A 15,403-nucleotide genomic window follows, 5' to 3' on the forward strand; every position below is an offset into this window, starting at 1 on the left:
CCTCACCCCTCCCTCTCGCGCAGCACGCGCAGGATCACGGCGGACACCGCCAGCGTCAGCACGGTCAGCGCGATGCCCACGGCCGCCGCGGCGCCCACCTGGCGGGTGACGAACGCGCCCTGGTACAGGAACACGCTCGGCACGGTGGTGCTGTCGCCCGGACCTCCGGTGGTCGTGTTCCACACGATGTCGAAGTTGCGCAGCGCCTGCGTGACCGTCAGCACCAGCGCGAGCGCGATCTCCCCGCGCAGCGCCGGGACGACGACGGTACGGAACTCCCGTACGGGGCCCGCCCCGTCGAGCCGCGCCGCCTCGAACCGCTCGCGCGGGATGCGCTGAGCGCCGGCCAGGAACAGCACCATGCACAGCCCGTACATGACCCAGGTGCCGATGAGTCCCACGGCGGGCAGCGCGGTGCTGTAGTCGCCGAGCCAGGAGCGGGTCAGGGAGTCCAGGCCGACGGCGCGCAGCAGCCCGTTCACCGGCCCGTCCGTGTCGTAGATCCAGCGCCAGGACACGGCGATGACGACCGTGGACAGGACCTGCGGGACGAACAGCGCCGAGCGGAAGAAGGCCAGGCCGCGGATGCGGACCCGGACCATGAGCCCGGTCAGCGCCAGCCCCACGGCGACCGGCAGCAGCGCGTAGAAGAGCAGGAACACCAGCGAGTGCAGCAGCGCGGAGCGCAGGGCCGGATCGCGGAACAGCGCCGTGTAGTTGTCGGCACCGGCCCAGCTGCCCAGGGTGAGCCCGTCCCAGTGGAACAGCGAGATCCACCCCGTCAGCAGCAGCGGACGCAGCACGAACAGCACGTAGAAGACGGCGCCGGGCAGCAGATAGAGATACGCCGACCAGTGCTGTCGGCGCGCCCACGCGCGGAACGCCGGCGGCAGTCCGGCGCTCATCCGCCCGCCTCCCCGCCCGGCTTCTTCCGGGCCGCCGCGTCCTGCGCCGTGCGGAAAGTGCGCCAGTTCTTCTGTACGGCGGCCAGATAGCGGTCCACGCCGAGCTGCCCCGCGAGCAGGTCCTGGGTGGCGGAGCCGATGGTGTCCAGCATCGACGTGCTCGCCCAGTCGAAGTAGAAGGTCTGCCCGTCGTCGTCCATCATCCGCCGCCCCGCCTCGGCCTGTTGGGACGGCAGCCCGGGGCGGAAGGTGACCCCTTTCGTCCGTACGGGGATCCGGCCCACGTCGGCCATCACCTGCGCGCCCGCGTCGCCCTGCATCATGCCGAGGAAGGCCGCCGCTGCCTCCGCATTCTCCGTCTTCGCCGAGATGTGCCAGGCCAGTCCGAAACCGCCGACGGCCGCCGTCCGTCCGCCGCGGTGTTTGCGCAGCGCCGTGAAACTGCCGTCGCGGCCCAGGCCCTCGATGACGGCGGGCGAGTTCCACGAGCCGGCGACGAGGAACACGCCCTCCCCGCCGGTGAACCGCGTGACGGCGTCGTCCGCGCCGAGCCCGTCGTAGCCGGAGCCGAGCCACCCCTTGCGGGCCCAGTCGCGGACGGTGGCCGCGGCCCGGCGGTTGCCGTCGGAGACGAAGCTGGTGCCGGGCACGCCGTTGATCCAGGCGCGGGTCGCGGAGACCGGCACGTACTGCGCCTGTACGGTGCCGAGCAGCTGCGTCGCGGGGAACTGCTCGGCGTTGCCCAGCATCAGGGGCCGCTCGCCGGCGGCGTGCGCCTTCTCCAGCGCGGCGGTGAACTCCTCATAAGTCTCCGGCGGTTCGAGCCCGAGCTTCCTCAGCTTCTTCCTGTTGCTGAACACGCCGACGAACTCGTTGCTCTGGCTGATGCCCCACAGATTGCCCGTGCCGAAGATCCGGCCGTCCTCGCTCCACCGGAACTGGCTGGTCGCGCCGCTGGGGAAGTCCAGGTCCCAGCCGTACGCGTGGGACACGTCGTCCAGCGGGCGCAGCAGCCCGCCCTGTACGAGCAGCGCGTCCACGCCGTACCCCTGGTTGCCCTGCACCAGGTCGGGCGGGTTGGGCCCGGACATGGTGTTCACGACGGTCTTGGAGAAGTCGTCGAACGCCTTGGTCTCGACGCGGACCTGCACGTTCGGATAGCGCTTCTCGTACAGCGCGGTGAGCCGCTTCAGGAAGTCCTGGTCGCCGGAGTCGGCGATCATCCGCAGCGTGACCTTCCCGTGCCGGGCCACCTGCCGCGGCGTGACGGGCGCCGTGATCTGACCGCCCGCGAGTGCGGCGCCGCCGCCTCCGCCGCCGCCGCCCGCGCCGGGAACGCTGCATCCGCCGAGCACGCTTGCCGCGGGGGCGGCGAGGGCCGCGAGGGCCGCTTTGAGGGCCGTACGGCGGCGGGGACGGTGGGACTGCGGCACGGGCGCCTCACAGCGTCAGACGATCTGCCAACGCTCGCACGGGGGTGGCCCGTTGGGCCAGATCCCGTACGGGGCGTTCCGGGACGGCGGCCGGTGTTTCCGCGCGAGTCGAGGGGTCCGGGGCGGGAGCCCTGGAAGAAACGGGTAGGGGCGGGTCTGGGGCCAACCCCTCACCGGGGCGCGTGCGTTGGATGCAGGGTGCGTGCCCTGCGCGGGTGCGGTCCGGTGTGCCCACCCTCCCCCAGCTACCGCTGGGAGGTGCCCCCTCCGCCCCTTGGGCGGATCAGCTGCCCACACCGGGCGTGGGCGCGGCCCCCCGATCCCGCGCGCCGCGGTGGGGTGCAGGGGCGGAGCCCCGCGGGGGTTCGGGGCGCAAGGCCCGTTCTTGCGCGCGGCGCGCGGCTGGGGTCCGGGGCGGAGCCCCGGTTCCCCCTCTTTCCTGCCCGCAGGGCAGGGCTGGGGGCCGGGGCGGGAGCCCCGCTCTTTCGCGCGTAGCGCGGCCTGGGGGCCGGGGCGGAGCCCTGGAAGAAACGGGTAGGGGCGGGTCTGGGCCTCAACCCCTCACGGCGGCGCGTGCGTTGGGTGCGGGCGGGACAGACCTTGCGGCTTGCGGTCCGGTGTGCCCACCCGTTCCGCCCCTTGGGCGGACCGCGTGCCCACACCTCGGAGGTGTGCCCGCCTCGCGCGGCGGAGCCGCACATCCGACGCAGCCGCCCCTTGGCGGACCGCGTGCCCACACCTCGTGGGCGGAGCGCCCCCACCGGGCGGTGCGCGGGTGCGGTCCGGTGTGCCCGCCTCGCGCGGCGGAGCCGCACATCCGACGCGGCCGCCCACACCGGGCGCCACGCGCGAAGGGCGTGTCAGGTGGTTGAGGATTGGAGGGTCTCGCAGGAGGGTGGGGGCCGGACCGAAAGGGGACGGAAACCATGGCGACATCACCAGCGACACCGCCGGAACCGCAGCCCGGAGACGGACCCCCGTTCCGCGCGGATCACGTCGGGAGCCTGCTGCGCCCGGACGCACTGAAGCGGGCGAGGGACGACCGCGCCGCGGGCCGCACGTCGGCGACGGATCTCGCCGCCGCCGAGGACGCGGCCGTACGGGACGTCGTACGGATGCAGGCGGAGGCCGGCCTCCGCAGCGCCACGGACGGCGAGTTCCGCCGCTCCTCGTGGCACATGGACTTCATCTACTCGCTCGGCGGCATCAGCCGCGTCGAGGACGAGTCGCTGCGCATCCGCTTCCACAACGCCGACGGAGACGTGGAGTTCACCCCGCCCTCCGCGCAGGTCGACGGCCGTATCCGGCTGGACCGCACCGTCTTCGGCGACGACTTCACCTTCCTGCGGGAGAACACCGGCCCCGGCGTGACGCCGAAGCTGACGATCCCGTCGCCGAGCATGGTCCACTACCGGGGCGGCCGGGCCGCGATCGACGCGTCGGTCTACCCCGATCTGGACCGGTTCTGGGTGGATCTGACGGACGCGTACGCCCAGCAGGTGCGCAACGTGTACGACCTGGGCTGCCGTTACCTCCAGCTCGACGACACCTCGCTCGCGTACCTCAACGACCCGGAGCAGCGCCGGCACATCGCGGAGATCGGCGGCGACCCGGACCACCAGCACGAGACGTACATCGCCAACATCAACCGGGCGATCGAGGCGCGGCCTTCCGACATGCGCGTCACCACGCACATGTGCCGGGGCAACTTCGCCTCCTCGTGGGTCGCCACCGGCGGCTACGACTTCGTGGCGGAGGCGCTGTTCAGCGAGCTCGATGTGGACGGTTTCTTCCTGGAGTTCGACGACGAGCGCTCGGGCGGCTTCGAGCCGCTGCGGTTCGTGCCGAAGGGCAAGCGGGTGGTGCTGGGCCTGGTCACGAGCAAGCGCCCGGAGCTGGAGTCGAAGGATCTGCTGAAGCGCCGCATCGAGGAGGCGTCGAAGTACGTGGACCTCGACCAGCTGTGCCTGTCCCCGCAGTGCGGCTTCTCCTCCACGGTGGAGGGCAACAAGCTGACGGAGGAGGACCAGCTGGCGAAGCTGCGGCTGATCGTGGAGACCGCCGAGGAGGTCTGGGGCGGCGTCTGATCCGTACGGGTCCGACCCGTACACAGCGTGGATCCGCGGCGTCCGGCCGGGACGTACGCGGATCCGCCGCGCACCGGGGGCGCGTCGCGGACCGCCGCGCGCGGGCGCGGGCGGCAAGCTGAGGGCCTTCAGGTTGGAGGGACCGCATGACCGAGACCGGAGCGCTCCGGACGCCGCCCATCCGGTACGCCACAGCGGAACGTTTCGCGCGCCCGCGCCCCGTCGGCCCGGACGACACCCGGCCGTCGAGCGGCGAGGTGTGCCCGCAGCCGCCGTCCCGGCTGGAGCCGGTGACGGGCCCGCCCAAGGACCGCCCGCCGCAGGGCGAGGACTGTCTCAATCTGTCGGTGACGGCCCCGGACCGGGACGGCGCGGTGCGGCCCGTCCTGGTGTGGTTCCACGGCGGCGGGTTCAGCAGCGGCGCGGGCCTGCTGGACTGGTACGAGGGCGGCAGGCTCAGCGCCCAGGGCGACGTGGTCGTCGTCAGCGTCAACTACCGGCTGGGCGCGCTCGGTTACCTCTGCCTGGACGGGGTCTGCGACGGCAACCTCGGCCTGTACGACCAGATCGAGGCGCTCCGCTGGGTGCGCCGGAACATCACCGCGTACGGCGGCGACCCGGACAACGTCACCGTGTTCGGCCAGTCGGCGGGCGCCCTCTCCATCAGCTGGCTGCTCGAACTCCCGGAGGCACGCGGCCTGTTCCGGCGCGCGATCCTGCAGAGCGCCCCGCTGCCGTACGCCGGGAAGACCCGCATGGTGGCCTCCGTCATCGGCGACCTGTTCGCGGAGAAGCTGGGCGGCGACCCGCGGACGGCGAGCGTGGAGGAGCTGGTGCGCGCCCAGCGGGAGACGGCCGTGGCGAACCGGGAGCTGACCGGCAGCGCCATCGACCCGTCCTTCGGCCCCGTCGAGAGCGCCGAGCCGATCCTCTCCGGCGCGGCACCCGGCCTGGGCGATCTGGACGGGCTGGACGTGCTGTACGGCTGGAACGCCGACGACATGACGGCCTTCCCCGGCGACGGCGACCCGGCCGAACTGACGGAGCACACCTATCCGGAGCCGCTCGCGGAGTTCACGGCGCGGCTGCGCGAGGCCGGGGCCCGTACGTTCGGATACCGCCTCGACTGGTCCCCCGAAGGGTCGCCGCTGGGGGCCACGCACTGTCTCGAACTCCCGCTGCTGCTGGGCTCCCGCGAGGCGTGGGAGGGCGCCCCGATGCTGGGCGAGGCGCCGTGGGAGGACGTCGAGGAGTTCGGCGCGGCCCTGCGGACGGCCTGGACCGCCTTCGCGCGTACGGGCACCCCCGACACGGAGGCGACGGCGGCCTGGCCGGTGACCTGGGGCGACTGACCGGGGCACAGCTGCCGGCGCCCCGGGCGGCGCTCATTCCGTCAGCGCGTCCCGGTGCGCGCCGCCCGACTCCTCGACGATCGACGCGACGGGCTGCGCATCCCGTACGGGCGCGAAGCGGACGGCCCCGTCCGTCACCGTGAAGCCCCAAATGGCGGGCCGGGGGAGGGAGTTGTAGGAGAACGGGTTGGACGCGTAGTAGGCGCCGGTGTCCAGGAGGGCCGCGTAGTCGCCCTCCTCCAGGAGGGGCAGCTCCCGGTCCCGCGCCACGAGATCCCCCGCGAAGCAGCACGGGCCCGCGACGTCCTGCGCCACCGCGGCGCCCGTCCTGGGCCGGCCCTTCGCGTCGAAGGCCGCGACCCGCAGCGGCCAGGCGTCCGGCGTGAAGACCGTACGGACGGCGAGCTGGGCTCCCGCGTGCGTGACGGCGATGGGCCGGCCGCCGGCGGACTTGGTGTACTCGACGCGGGCGAGCACGGTGCCCGCCTTCGCCAGCAGGGCCCGGCCGAACTCGGTGACCAGCCCGTACCGCCCGTCGAACAGCCCCGGCACGCGTCCGGCCAGCAGCCGCGCGTACTCGGCGAACGTCGGACTGACCTCGTCCGAGGCGAAGTTGACGGGCAGCCCGCCGCCGATGTCCAGGGTATCGATCTGCTGCCGGCCCACCGCCGCGTTGATCTCCTCGGCCAGTCCGTACGTCTCGCGCACGCCGTCCGCCATCAGTTCCAGCGGGATGCCCTGTGAGCCGACGTGCGCGTGGAGCCGGGTCAGCCAGGGCCGCTCCCGGTAGGCGCGGACGACCCACTCGCGCGCCCCCGGGTCGCGCAGCGCTACGCCGAACTTGGAGGTGGCGGTCGCCGTGCTCATCGCGTCGATGGAGCCGCTGCCGAGCTGCGGATTGACCCGCAGCCCGAGCGGACTGTGCGCTTCAGGACCGGAAGCCGCGGGCACCAGCCCGTCCAGCCGGGCGAGTTCCTGCGGATTGTCGGCGTTCAGCGCGACGCCCAGGTCCAGCGCCTCGCGCAGTTCGTCGCGGGTCTTCGCGGGGGAGTCCAGCACGGTCCGCGCGGCGGGCACGCCGGCGGCCTGCGCGAGGGCGAGCTCGCCGGGGCTGGCGACCTCGCAGCCGATCCCCTCGCCGTGCAGCAGCCGCAGCACGGGCACGAGGGAGGCGGCCTTCACGGCGAAGGTGTGCAGGACGGACTGACCGGGCGCGGCGACCTCGTCGAAGGCCGTACGGAGAGCGGCGGCCGCCTCCCGTACGGAGGCCACGTCCAGCAGCGCGGCGAGCGGCTGCCGGTCGTCGGTGACAAGACCCTGGTCGACGGCGGCCCGGACGGCGAGGTCACGGCGTTCTGCGGCGGTGTGCGGGGCGTGCGGAGCTGCGTGATCCATGCCGCCAGCGAAGCATGACGCGAACCTCTCTTCCCAGCGAGCTCATTGACTGGAATTATTCAGTGCGTAGGCTGTCTGAATAGATAGCTGCTCGACCAGCAGGAACAGCCAGGGAGGCAGGGCTCATGGCAGGAACGTCCTCAGGACCGCGGACCGTGCGCGCACCGCGCGGAACCGAGCTGAGCGCGCGGGGGTGGCAGCAGGAGGCCGCCCTGCGGATGCTGCAGAACAACCTCGACCCCGAGGTCGCCGAGCACCCCGAGAAGCTCGTCGTCTACGGCGGCACCGGGAAGGCGGCGCGCGACTGGAACTCCTTCGACGCCATGGTGCGGACCCTGCGCACTCTGAAGGACGACGAGACGATGCTCGTCCAGTCCGGCCGGCCCGTCGGCGTCATGCAGACGCACGAGTGGGCGCCGCGCGTCCTCCTCGCCAACTCGAACCTCGTCGGCGACTGGGCGAACTGGGAGGAGTTCCGGCGGCTGGAGCAGCTCGGACTCACCATGTACGGCCAGATGACGGCCGGTTCGTGGATCTACATCGGCACCCAGGGCATCCTCCAGGGCACCTACGAGACCTTCGCCGCCGTCGCCGCGAAGCGCTTCAACGGGACGCTGGCCGGGACGATCACGGTGACCGCCGGACTCGGCGGCATGGGCGGCGCCCAGCCGCTCGCCGTGACCATGAACGACGGCGTGGCGATCTGCATCGAGTGCGACCCCTCCCGTATCGAGCGGCGCATCGAGCACAACTACCTGGACGTGCGCGCCGATTCGCTGGAGCACGCGCTCCGGCTGGCCGTCGAGGCGCGCGACGCCCGCCGGCCGCTGTCGATCGGCCTGCTGGGCAACGCCGCCGAGGTGCTGCCGCGGCTGCTGGAGATGGACGCGCCGATCGACATCGTCACGGACCAGACCAGCGCCCACGACCCGCTCGCCTATCTGCCGCTCGGCGTCGACTTCGACGACATGGCGGAGCTCGCGGCCGAGAAGCCGGCGGACTTCACCCAGCGGGCGCGCGAGTCGATGGCGCGGCACGTCGAGGCCATGGTCGGCTTCCAGGACGCCGGAGCGGAGGTCTTCGACTACGGCAACTCCATCCGCGGTGAGGCCCAACTCGCCGGGTACGAGCGGGCCTTCGCCTTCCCCGGCTTCGTCCCCGCCTACATCAGGCCGCTGTTCTGCGAGGGCAAGGGCCCGTTCCGGTGGGCGGCGCTGAGCGGCGACCCGAAGGACATCGCCGCCACCGACCGCGCGCTGCTCGACCTCTTCCCGGAGAACGAGTCCCTCGCCCGCTGGATCAAGCTCGCGGGGGAGCGGGTGCACTTCCAGGGGCTGCCCGCGCGCATCTGCTGGCTCGGCCAGGGCGAACGGGACCGGGCGGGCGAGCGGTTCAACGAGATGGTCGCGGACGGCACGCTCCAGGCCCCGCTCGTGCTCGGCCGGGACCACCTGGACTGCGGCTCGGTGGCGTCCCCGTACCGCGAGACCGAGGCGATGCTCGACGGCTCCGACGCGATCGCGGACTGGCCGCTGCTGAACGCCATGGTGAACGTGGCCTCCGGCGCGTCCTGGGTGTCCCTGCACCACGGCGGCGGCGTCGGCATGGGCCGCTCGATCCACGCGGGCCAGGTGACGGTCGCCGACGGTACGGCCCTCGCCGGCGAGAAGCTCCGCCGCGTACTGACCAACGACCCCGGCATGGGCGTCATCCGCCACGTCGACGCGGGCTACGACATCGCCGAACGGGTGGCGGAAGACCGCGGAGTCCGCATCCCCATGCGAGAGGGCGACCAGGCGTGACAACTCACGACAGCCGTGGGCAGGCTGCGCCAGGGGCGCAGGGTGGGCACGGCGCACCGCAAGCGGCAGCCGCACCCCCTTCGTTCCACACCATGTGGCGGGACCTTCACCCGCTGGGCCGCAACCCCGAATCCGGCGGCTACCGCCGCTTCGCATGGACGACGCCGGACACCGAGTGCCGAGCCTGGTTCCGCGAACAGGCCGAGACCCGAGGCCTCACGTACGAGACCGACCGGAACGGCAACCAGTGGGCCTGGTACGGCGATCCCTCCCACGGTGACGCCGTCGTCACCGGCTCGCACCTGGACTCCGTCCCGGACGGCGGCGCTTTCGACGGCCCCCTCGGAGTCGTCTCCGCGTTCTCGGCGCTCGACGAACTCCGCGCCCGCGGCGCCACGTTCACCCGCCCCTTCGGCATCGTGAACTTCGCCGACGAGGAGGGCGCCCGCTTCGGCCTCTCCTGCGTCGGCTCCCGGCTCGTCGCCGGCAGCCTCACCCCCGAGGCCGCGCACGAGCTCACGGACGCGGACGGGGTGCGGCTCCCGCAGGCCATGGAGCGTGCCGGGCTCGACCCGGACGCGATCGGTCCCGATCCCGAACTGCTCGCCCGGATCGGCGTGTTCGTGGAGCTGCACGTGGAGCAGGGCCGGGACCTCGCGCTGCGGGAGCGGCACACCCCCGTCGGGGTGGCGTCCGCGATCTGGCCGCACGGCCGCTGGCGGTTCGACTTCCACGGCGAGGCCAACCACGCGGGCACGACCCGTCTGGAGGACCGCCGCGACCCGATGCTGACGTACGCGGCGACCGTGCTCGCCGCGCGCGAGCGGGCCGCCCTCGCGGGCGCCCGCGCCACGTTCGGCAAGGTCGAGGTCGCCCCGAACGGCGTCAACGCCGTGCCGTCCCTCGTACGGGGCTGGCTCGACTCGCGGGCCGCGGACGAGGAGACCCTCGCCGCGGTCGTACGGGAGATCGAGGAGCAGGCGGAGCAGCGCGGCGTGCGGGACGGGGTGAAGGTCCTGACGACCCGTGAATCGTTCACGCCCGTCGTGGAGTTCGCGCACGGGCTGCGCGACCGGCTGGCGGACATGCTCGGCGGGGTGCCCGTACTGCCGACCGGCGCGGGACACGACGCGGGTATTTTGTCCGCTTCGGTGCCGACCGCCATGCTGTTCGTCAGGAATCCCACGGGGGTGTCCCACTCACCGGCCGAATTCGCGGAGGAGGACGACTGCGTGGCCGGGGTGAGCGCACTCGCCGGCGTACTGGAAGGGCTCGCGTGCAGCACAACCTGACGTACTGGTGTGAATACGCCTGGCTGAACGGCGTCGTGGAGCCGGGCGTCGCGCTCGACACCACGGCGGACGGGCGGATCGCCGCCGTCCGTACGGAGATCCCGGCGCCGCCGCCGGACGCGACGGTGCTGCGCGGCCTCGTCGTACCGGGCCTCGCCAACGCCCACTCGCACGCCTTCCACCGGGCGCTGCGCGGCACCGTCCAGGTGGGCTCGGGCACGTTCTGGACCTGGCGCGAGGTGATGTACCGGGTCGCCTCCGAGCTCACCCCGGACACGTACTTCGCGCTGGCCCGCGCCGTGTACGCGGAGATGGCGCTGGCCGGCGTCACGTGCGTCGGCGAGTTCCACTATCTGCACCACGCGCCGGGCGGCACGCCGTACGCCGACCCCAACGCGATGGGCGAGGCACTCCTCGCCGCGGCCTCCGAGGCGGGCATCCGCATCACGCTGCTGGACACCGCCTATCTCGCCTCCGGCTTCGGGAAGCGGGGCGAGGGGGAGCCGCCGGAGCGGCACCAGCTGCGGTTCTCCGACGGTACGGCGGAGGCGTGGGCGGCCCGCGCCGCCGCGCTCAAGCCGGGTGAGGGCGCGCGCATCGGCGCCGCGATCCACTCCGTACGGGCGGTGCCCGCGCGCGAGCTGGAGACCGTCGCACGGTGGGCGGAGGAGCGGTCCGCGCCGCTGCACGTCCACCTCTCCGAGCAGACGGCGGAGAACGACGCGTGCCGTGCCGCGCACGGCCGTACGCCATCCCAACTGCTCGACGAGCACGGCGTGTTCGGGCCGCGGACGACCGCCGTGCACGCCACGCACATGACGGACGACGACATCGCCCTGCTCGGTCACGCGTCGACCGGCGTGTGCATGTGCCCCACAACGGAACGCGACTTGGCGGACGGCATCGGGCCCGCGCCGGAACTCCAGCGGGCGGGCGCCGTGCTGTCGCTGGGCAGCGACAGCCACGCGGTGATCGACCTGTTCGAGGAGGCGCGCGGCATGGAGCTGAACGAACGGCTGCGCTCCCGCACCCGCGGCCACTGGACGGCGGCCCAGCTCCTGCGCGCCGCCACGGAGGACGGGCACGCGGCGCTCGGCTGGCCCGAGGCGGGCCGGCTGGAGGCGGGCGCCGTGGCGGACTTCGCCGCCGTCGCGCTGGACACGGTCCGCACGGCGGGCCCGGTGCCGCGGATGGCGGCGGAGGCGGCCGTCTTCGCGGCGACCTCGGCGGACGTACGGGACGTCGTGGTCGGCGCCCGGCACGTGGTCCGCGACGGACACCACAGCACGGTCGGCGACGTGCCCGCGGCCCTCAACACGGCCCTGGCCGCCCTCAGCTGACGTACCGCACACAGCCGGGCCGGGCCCGCGCACAGCAAGGCCGTACAGCAACACCCCGCACGGAAGGCAGACATGAGCACCCTCATCAGGAACATCAGGTCGCTGGTGACCAACGATCCGTCCCTCGGCGAGGGGCCGCTCGGGATCGTCGAGGACGCGGCCGTCGTCGTCGACGGCGAACGTGTGGCCTGGGTCGGCCCCACCGCCGAGGCCCCGGCCGCCGACGCGGTGCACGACGCGGAACACCGCGCCGCCATCCCCGGGTTCGTCGACTCGCACTCCCACCTGCTCTACGCGGGTGACCGCACCGCGGAGTTCAACGCCCGGATGTCCGGCCGCGCGTACACCGCGGGCGGCATCCGGACGACGGTCGCCGCGACGCGGGAGGCGAGCGACGAGGAGCTGGGCCGGACCCTCGCGCGGCATCTGCGCGAGGGCCTGCGGCAGGGCACCACCACGCAGGAGACCAAGTCCGGTTACGGGCTCACCGCGGACCAGGAGGCCCGCGCCCTGCGGATCGCCGCCTCGCACACCGACGAGGTCACGTACCTCGGCGCGCACATCGTCGCCCCCGAGTACGCCGAGGCGGACGACGCGGCCGGCTACGTCGACCTCGTCACCGGCCCGATGCTGGACGCCTGCGCCCCGTACGCCCGTTGGGTGGACGTGTTCTGCGAGAAGGGCGCCTTCGACGGCGACCAGGCGCGCGCGATCCTCACCGCGGGAGCGGCGAAGGGGCTGATCCCGCGGGTGCACGCCAACCAGCTGTCGTACGGCCCCGGTGTGCAGCTCGCCGTCGAGGTGGGCGCCGCGTCCGCCGACCACCTCACGCACCTCACCGACGCCGACGTGGACGCGCTCGCGCAGAGCGACACGGTCGGCACGCTGCTGCCGGGCTGCGAGTTCTCCACCCGCGCCGTCTACCCGGACGCGCGCCGGCTGCTCGACGCGGGGGCGACGGTCGCCCTGTCCACGGACACCAACCCCGGCTCCTCGTACACCTCTTCCATGCCGTTCTGCATCGCGATCGCGGTGCGCGAGATGGGCATGACCCCGGACGAGGCGCTCTGGTCGGCGACCGCGGGCGGCGCCCGCGCGCTGCGCCGGGACGACGTCGGCCGGATCGCCCCCGGCGCGTACGCGGACCTCGCGCTCCTCGACGCGCCCTCGCACGTGCACTTCGCGTACCGGCCGGGCGTCCCGCTCGTGTCCCGCGTGTGGCGGCGCGGCGAGACCGCGGACTGAGCGGGCCGCGGGAACAGCGGCGGAACACAACGAAGGCCGGGGCCCATGGCCCCGGCCTTCGTTTCGTTCAGCGCTCCGCGTCAGACTCCCGCGGGCTCGGGCACCTTCGTGCCGGAGCCGTCCGTGGGGCTCTGGTCCTCCGGACCGTCGGAGCCGCCGCCGCCCGGACCGCCGGAACCGCCCTCGCTGCCGGGGCCCTCGGGGCCCTCGGAGTCGGCCGGTTCGGCCATCTCGCGCTCCACCGCCTCCAGGGTCGGGTTCCGCCAGGCGCTGCGGATGCCCCAGTAGTAGAAGACGAGGCCGAGCACGGCGACGACGGCCATGTCCCAGCCGGGCGGCAGATAGCCCTTGCCGCCGAACTCGGCGCCGCCCGCCCAGGACACGAAGGCCATCACGAGCAGGTAGGCGACCATCCACGAGCCGGCCTTCAGGTGCGGCTTCAACTCGGCCCAGGGCTTGCGCAGTTCGTACCAGGCCCAGACCGGCAGACCGACCGCCATGATCAGGATGACCTTGCCGGTGAGCGGCCAGCGGCCCCAGTAGAGAACCAGCGAGCCGAAGACCATCGCCAGCGGGGCGATGAACGGCATGGCACGGAGCTTCACCGGGCGCTTCAGGTCCGGCGACATCCTGCGCAGCGACATCACGGCGACGGGGCCCGTGATGTACGAGATGACGGTCGCGATCGACACGATCTCGGCCAGCGAGCCCCAGCCGCGGAACACCGCGAGGAAGAGGAAGGCGATCACGAGGTTGAGCACCAGCGCCGGACGCGGAATGCCGGTCTTCTTGTCGACCTTGCCGAAGATGCCCGGCAGATGGCCGTTCTCCTGCACACCGTGGATCATGCGCGAGGTCGTCGCGGCGTAGATCATGCCGGTGCCGGAGGGGGAGATGAAGGCGTCCGCGTAGAGCAGCATGGCCAGCCAGTTGAGGCCCCAGGCCAGCGACAGGTCGGCGAGCGGAGAGTCGTACGAGAGGCCGCTCCAGCCCTCCTTGGCCAGGTCCGCGGCCGGAACGCCGCCGAGGAAGGCGACCTGGAGGGCCAGGTAGATCAGCAGCGCGATGACGATGGAGCCGATGACGGCCTTCGGCAGCGAGCGGCCCGGAGTGCGGGCCTCGGCCGAGAGGTTGATCGGCGACTGGAAGCCGTTGTACGCCCAGACGATGCCGGACACGGCGACGGCGCTGAAGACCGCGCTCCAGCCGTTGGGCGCGAAGCCGCCGTTGCGCTCGATGTTGCCGGTGTCGAAGTGCGCGGCGACCAGCGCGCCCGCGGTGAGGATCGGCACGACCACCTTGAAGACGGTGATCGCCGTGTTGGTCTTCGCGAACAGGGTGATCGCGAACCAGTTCATGAAGAAGTAGAAGACCAGCAGCACGCTCGCGAGCGCGACGCCGCTGCCGGTGAGTTCCTTGCCGTCGTACAGACCCTGGGCCCAGCCGAACTCCCAGGAGGCCATGTACTGCACCGAGGCCGTGGCCTCGCCGGGTATGACGGACACGATCGCGATCCAGTTCGCCCAGGCCGCGAGATAGCCGGCGAGCGAGCCGTGCGAGTACTGGCCGTAGCGCACCATGCCGCCGGCGCGCGGGAACATCGAACCGAGCTCGGTGTAGGTGAGCGCGATGGTCAGCGCCACGACGGCGCCGATGACCCAGGCGAGGATCGCCGCGGGGCCCGCGATGGCGGCGGCGCGTTCGGCGCCGAACAGCCAGCCGGAGCCGATGATCGAGCCGAGGCCGGTCGCCGTGAGGGCGATGGTGCCGAGCGAGCGGCGGTAGCCGCCGTTTCCGCTGCTGCCCGCGGATGCGGGCGTAGGCGTACTGCTGCTCAAGGTGGGGGTCTCCCTTCGCCTCCGTGACGGAGATCGGACCGCGCCCCCGGAGTCGGTTCAGGGAGAAGCCGGATTACGGCAAGGGGCTGGGTCCGCCGTTCAACAGGGTCGTTCTCATGTCACAACCTCGGAATGCTCTCACGGCGTGAACGCTGTGGAATACACGTTCTTTGCGGAGGCACAGGTGAGAAAAGCCACTCCGTGCCTCCGCGGGGAACCGTCGCCGCACGCTCCGCGTACGGGCCCGTAGTTGGCCTCAGCCGTCGGTGCGGCGCAGCCTGACGACGGGAATGTCCCGGTCCGTCTTCGCCTGATAGTCGGCGTACGGCGAGAACAGCTCGACCAGGTACGGCCACACCCGCTGTTTCTCCTCGGCCGACAGCGTCTCGGCGCGCGCCGGGAACCGCTCGGTGCCCACCCGCAGCCGTACGTCGGGGTGTTCCAGCAGATTCAGATACCAGGCCGGGTGCTTGTCGGCGCCGCCGTACGAGGCGACGATCAGCAGATCGCCCCCGTCCTCGCCGTAGATGAGGACGGTGCGCCGCCACGCCCCCGAGCGGCGGCCCTTGTAGTCCAGCAGCAGGCAGGGCACGCCCCGCATCCCGGTGCCCTCGGTGCCGCCCGACTCCTCGTAGAGCCGGGCCTGTTCGGCGACCCAGCCGGTCGGGCTGATGACGACCTCGTCCTCGGTGTACTCGTCCGCGTCCGCCATGT

General features: G+C 72.7%; 11 protein-coding genes. 6 read left to right on the top strand and 5 right to left on the bottom strand.

The genetic code is table 11. The features are described from left to right. Positions 1-2: 2 nt before the first annotated feature. A complete protein-coding gene (locus AC3AGO_RS20805; RefSeq protein WP_487821735.1) occupies positions 3-905 on the bottom strand; it encodes a carbohydrate ABC transporter permease in 903 nt (300 codons plus the stop codon). Continuing rightward, on the bottom strand, positions 902-2,338 hold the full coding sequence (locus AC3AGO_RS20810; protein ID WP_487821736.1) for an ABC transporter substrate-binding protein: 1,437 nt from the start codon (positions 2,336-2,338) through the stop codon (positions 902-904). The genes AC3AGO_RS20805 and AC3AGO_RS20810 overlap by 4 nt, the downstream gene beginning before the upstream one ends. A 926-nt stretch (positions 2,339-3,264) precedes the next feature. Here AC3AGO_RS20810 and AC3AGO_RS20815 point away from each other — a divergent pair. Continuing rightward, positions 3,265-4,425, top strand: coding sequence for a 5-methyltetrahydropteroyltriglutamate--homocysteine S-methyltransferase (locus AC3AGO_RS20815; RefSeq protein ID WP_487821737.1), 1,161 nt, complete (start codon positions 3,265-3,267; stop codon positions 4,423-4,425). A gap of 146 nt (positions 4,426-4,571) precedes the next feature. Beyond that, a complete protein-coding gene (locus AC3AGO_RS20820; protein WP_487821738.1) occupies positions 4,572-5,777 on the top strand; it encodes a carboxylesterase family protein in 1,206 nt (401 codons plus the stop codon). 33 nt (positions 5,778-5,810) lie between these two features. Here AC3AGO_RS20820 and AC3AGO_RS20825 read toward each other — a convergent pair whose 3' ends face one another. Continuing rightward, positions 5,811-7,172, bottom strand: a complete 1,362-nt coding sequence (locus AC3AGO_RS20825; RefSeq protein WP_487821739.1) for a type III PLP-dependent enzyme domain-containing protein — start codon at positions 7,170-7,172, stop codon at positions 5,811-5,813. 125 nt (positions 7,173-7,297) lie between these two features. Here AC3AGO_RS20825 and hutU point away from each other — a divergent pair, with 125 nt between their 5' ends. The 4 genes from hutU to hutI all read left to right on the top strand — a co-directional run bounded on the left by hutU (position 7,298) and on the right by hutI (position 12,851). Further along, on the top strand, positions 7,298-8,974 hold the full coding sequence (gene hutU, locus AC3AGO_RS20830) for a urocanate hydratase (RefSeq protein ID WP_487821740.1): 1,677 nt from the start codon (positions 7,298-7,300) through the stop codon (positions 8,972-8,974). Positions 8,975-9,066: 92 nt separating this feature from the next. After that, positions 9,067-10,266, top strand: a complete 1,200-nt coding sequence (locus tag AC3AGO_RS20835) for an allantoate amidohydrolase (RefSeq protein WP_487821741.1) — start codon at positions 9,067-9,069, stop codon at positions 10,264-10,266. Beyond that, positions 10,251-11,606 (top strand): formimidoylglutamate deiminase, encoded by a 1,356-nt coding sequence (locus AC3AGO_RS20840; protein WP_487821742.1) that lies wholly within the window; start codon positions 10,251-10,253, stop codon positions 11,604-11,606. Before AC3AGO_RS20835 ends, AC3AGO_RS20840 begins: the two co-directional genes overlap by 16 nt. Before the next feature lie 72 nt (positions 11,607-11,678). Then, positions 11,679-12,851: an imidazolonepropionase gene (gene hutI, locus AC3AGO_RS20845; RefSeq protein WP_487821743.1), complete on the top strand. Its 1,173-nt coding sequence runs from the start codon at positions 11,679-11,681 to the stop codon at positions 12,849-12,851. An 80-nt stretch (positions 12,852-12,931) separates the two neighbouring features. Here hutI and AC3AGO_RS20850 read toward each other — a convergent pair whose 3' ends face one another. Together AC3AGO_RS20850 and AC3AGO_RS20855 are read right to left on the bottom strand one after the other, a co-directional pair. Further along, on the bottom strand, positions 12,932-14,689 hold the full coding sequence (locus AC3AGO_RS20850; RefSeq protein ID WP_487821744.1) for an APC family permease: 1,758 nt from the start codon (positions 14,687-14,689) through the stop codon (positions 12,932-12,934). Between the two features lie 256 nt (positions 14,690-14,945). After that, on the bottom strand, positions 14,946-15,401 hold the full coding sequence (locus AC3AGO_RS20855) for a nitroreductase family deazaflavin-dependent oxidoreductase (RefSeq protein ID WP_487821745.1): 456 nt from the start codon (positions 15,399-15,401) through the stop codon (positions 14,946-14,948). Positions 15,402-15,403 lie beyond the last annotated feature (2 nt).

The organism is Streptomyces sp. BL1 (genome assembly GCF_057628045.1).

Excerpts from the sequence above, each read along its gene's own strand:
- AC3AGO_RS20825 (WP_487821739.1), bottom strand. The coding sequence starts at position 7,172 with ATGGATCACGCAGCTCCGCACGCCCCGCACACCGCCGCAGAACGCCGT.
- hutI (WP_487821743.1), top strand. The coding sequence starts at position 11,679 with ATGAGCACCCTCATCAGGAACATCAGGTCGCTGGTGACCAACGATCCG.
- AC3AGO_RS20805 (WP_487821735.1), bottom strand. The coding sequence starts at position 905 with ATGAGCGCCGGACTGCCGCCGGCGTTCCGCGCGTGGGCGCGCCGACAG.
- AC3AGO_RS20855 (WP_487821745.1), bottom strand. The coding sequence starts at position 15,401 with ATGGCGGACGCGGACGAGTACACCGAGGACGAGGTCGTCATCAGCCCG.
- AC3AGO_RS20835 (WP_487821741.1), top strand. The coding sequence starts at position 9,067 with ATGTGGCGGGACCTTCACCCGCTGGGCCGCAACCCCGAATCCGGCGGC.
- AC3AGO_RS20815 (WP_487821737.1), top strand. The coding sequence starts at position 3,265 with ATGGCGACATCACCAGCGACACCGCCGGAACCGCAGCCCGGAGACGGA.
- AC3AGO_RS20820 (WP_487821738.1), top strand. The coding sequence starts at position 4,572 with ATGACCGAGACCGGAGCGCTCCGGACGCCGCCCATCCGGTACGCCACA.
- hutU (WP_487821740.1), top strand. The coding sequence starts at position 7,298 with ATGGCAGGAACGTCCTCAGGACCGCGGACCGTGCGCGCACCGCGCGGA.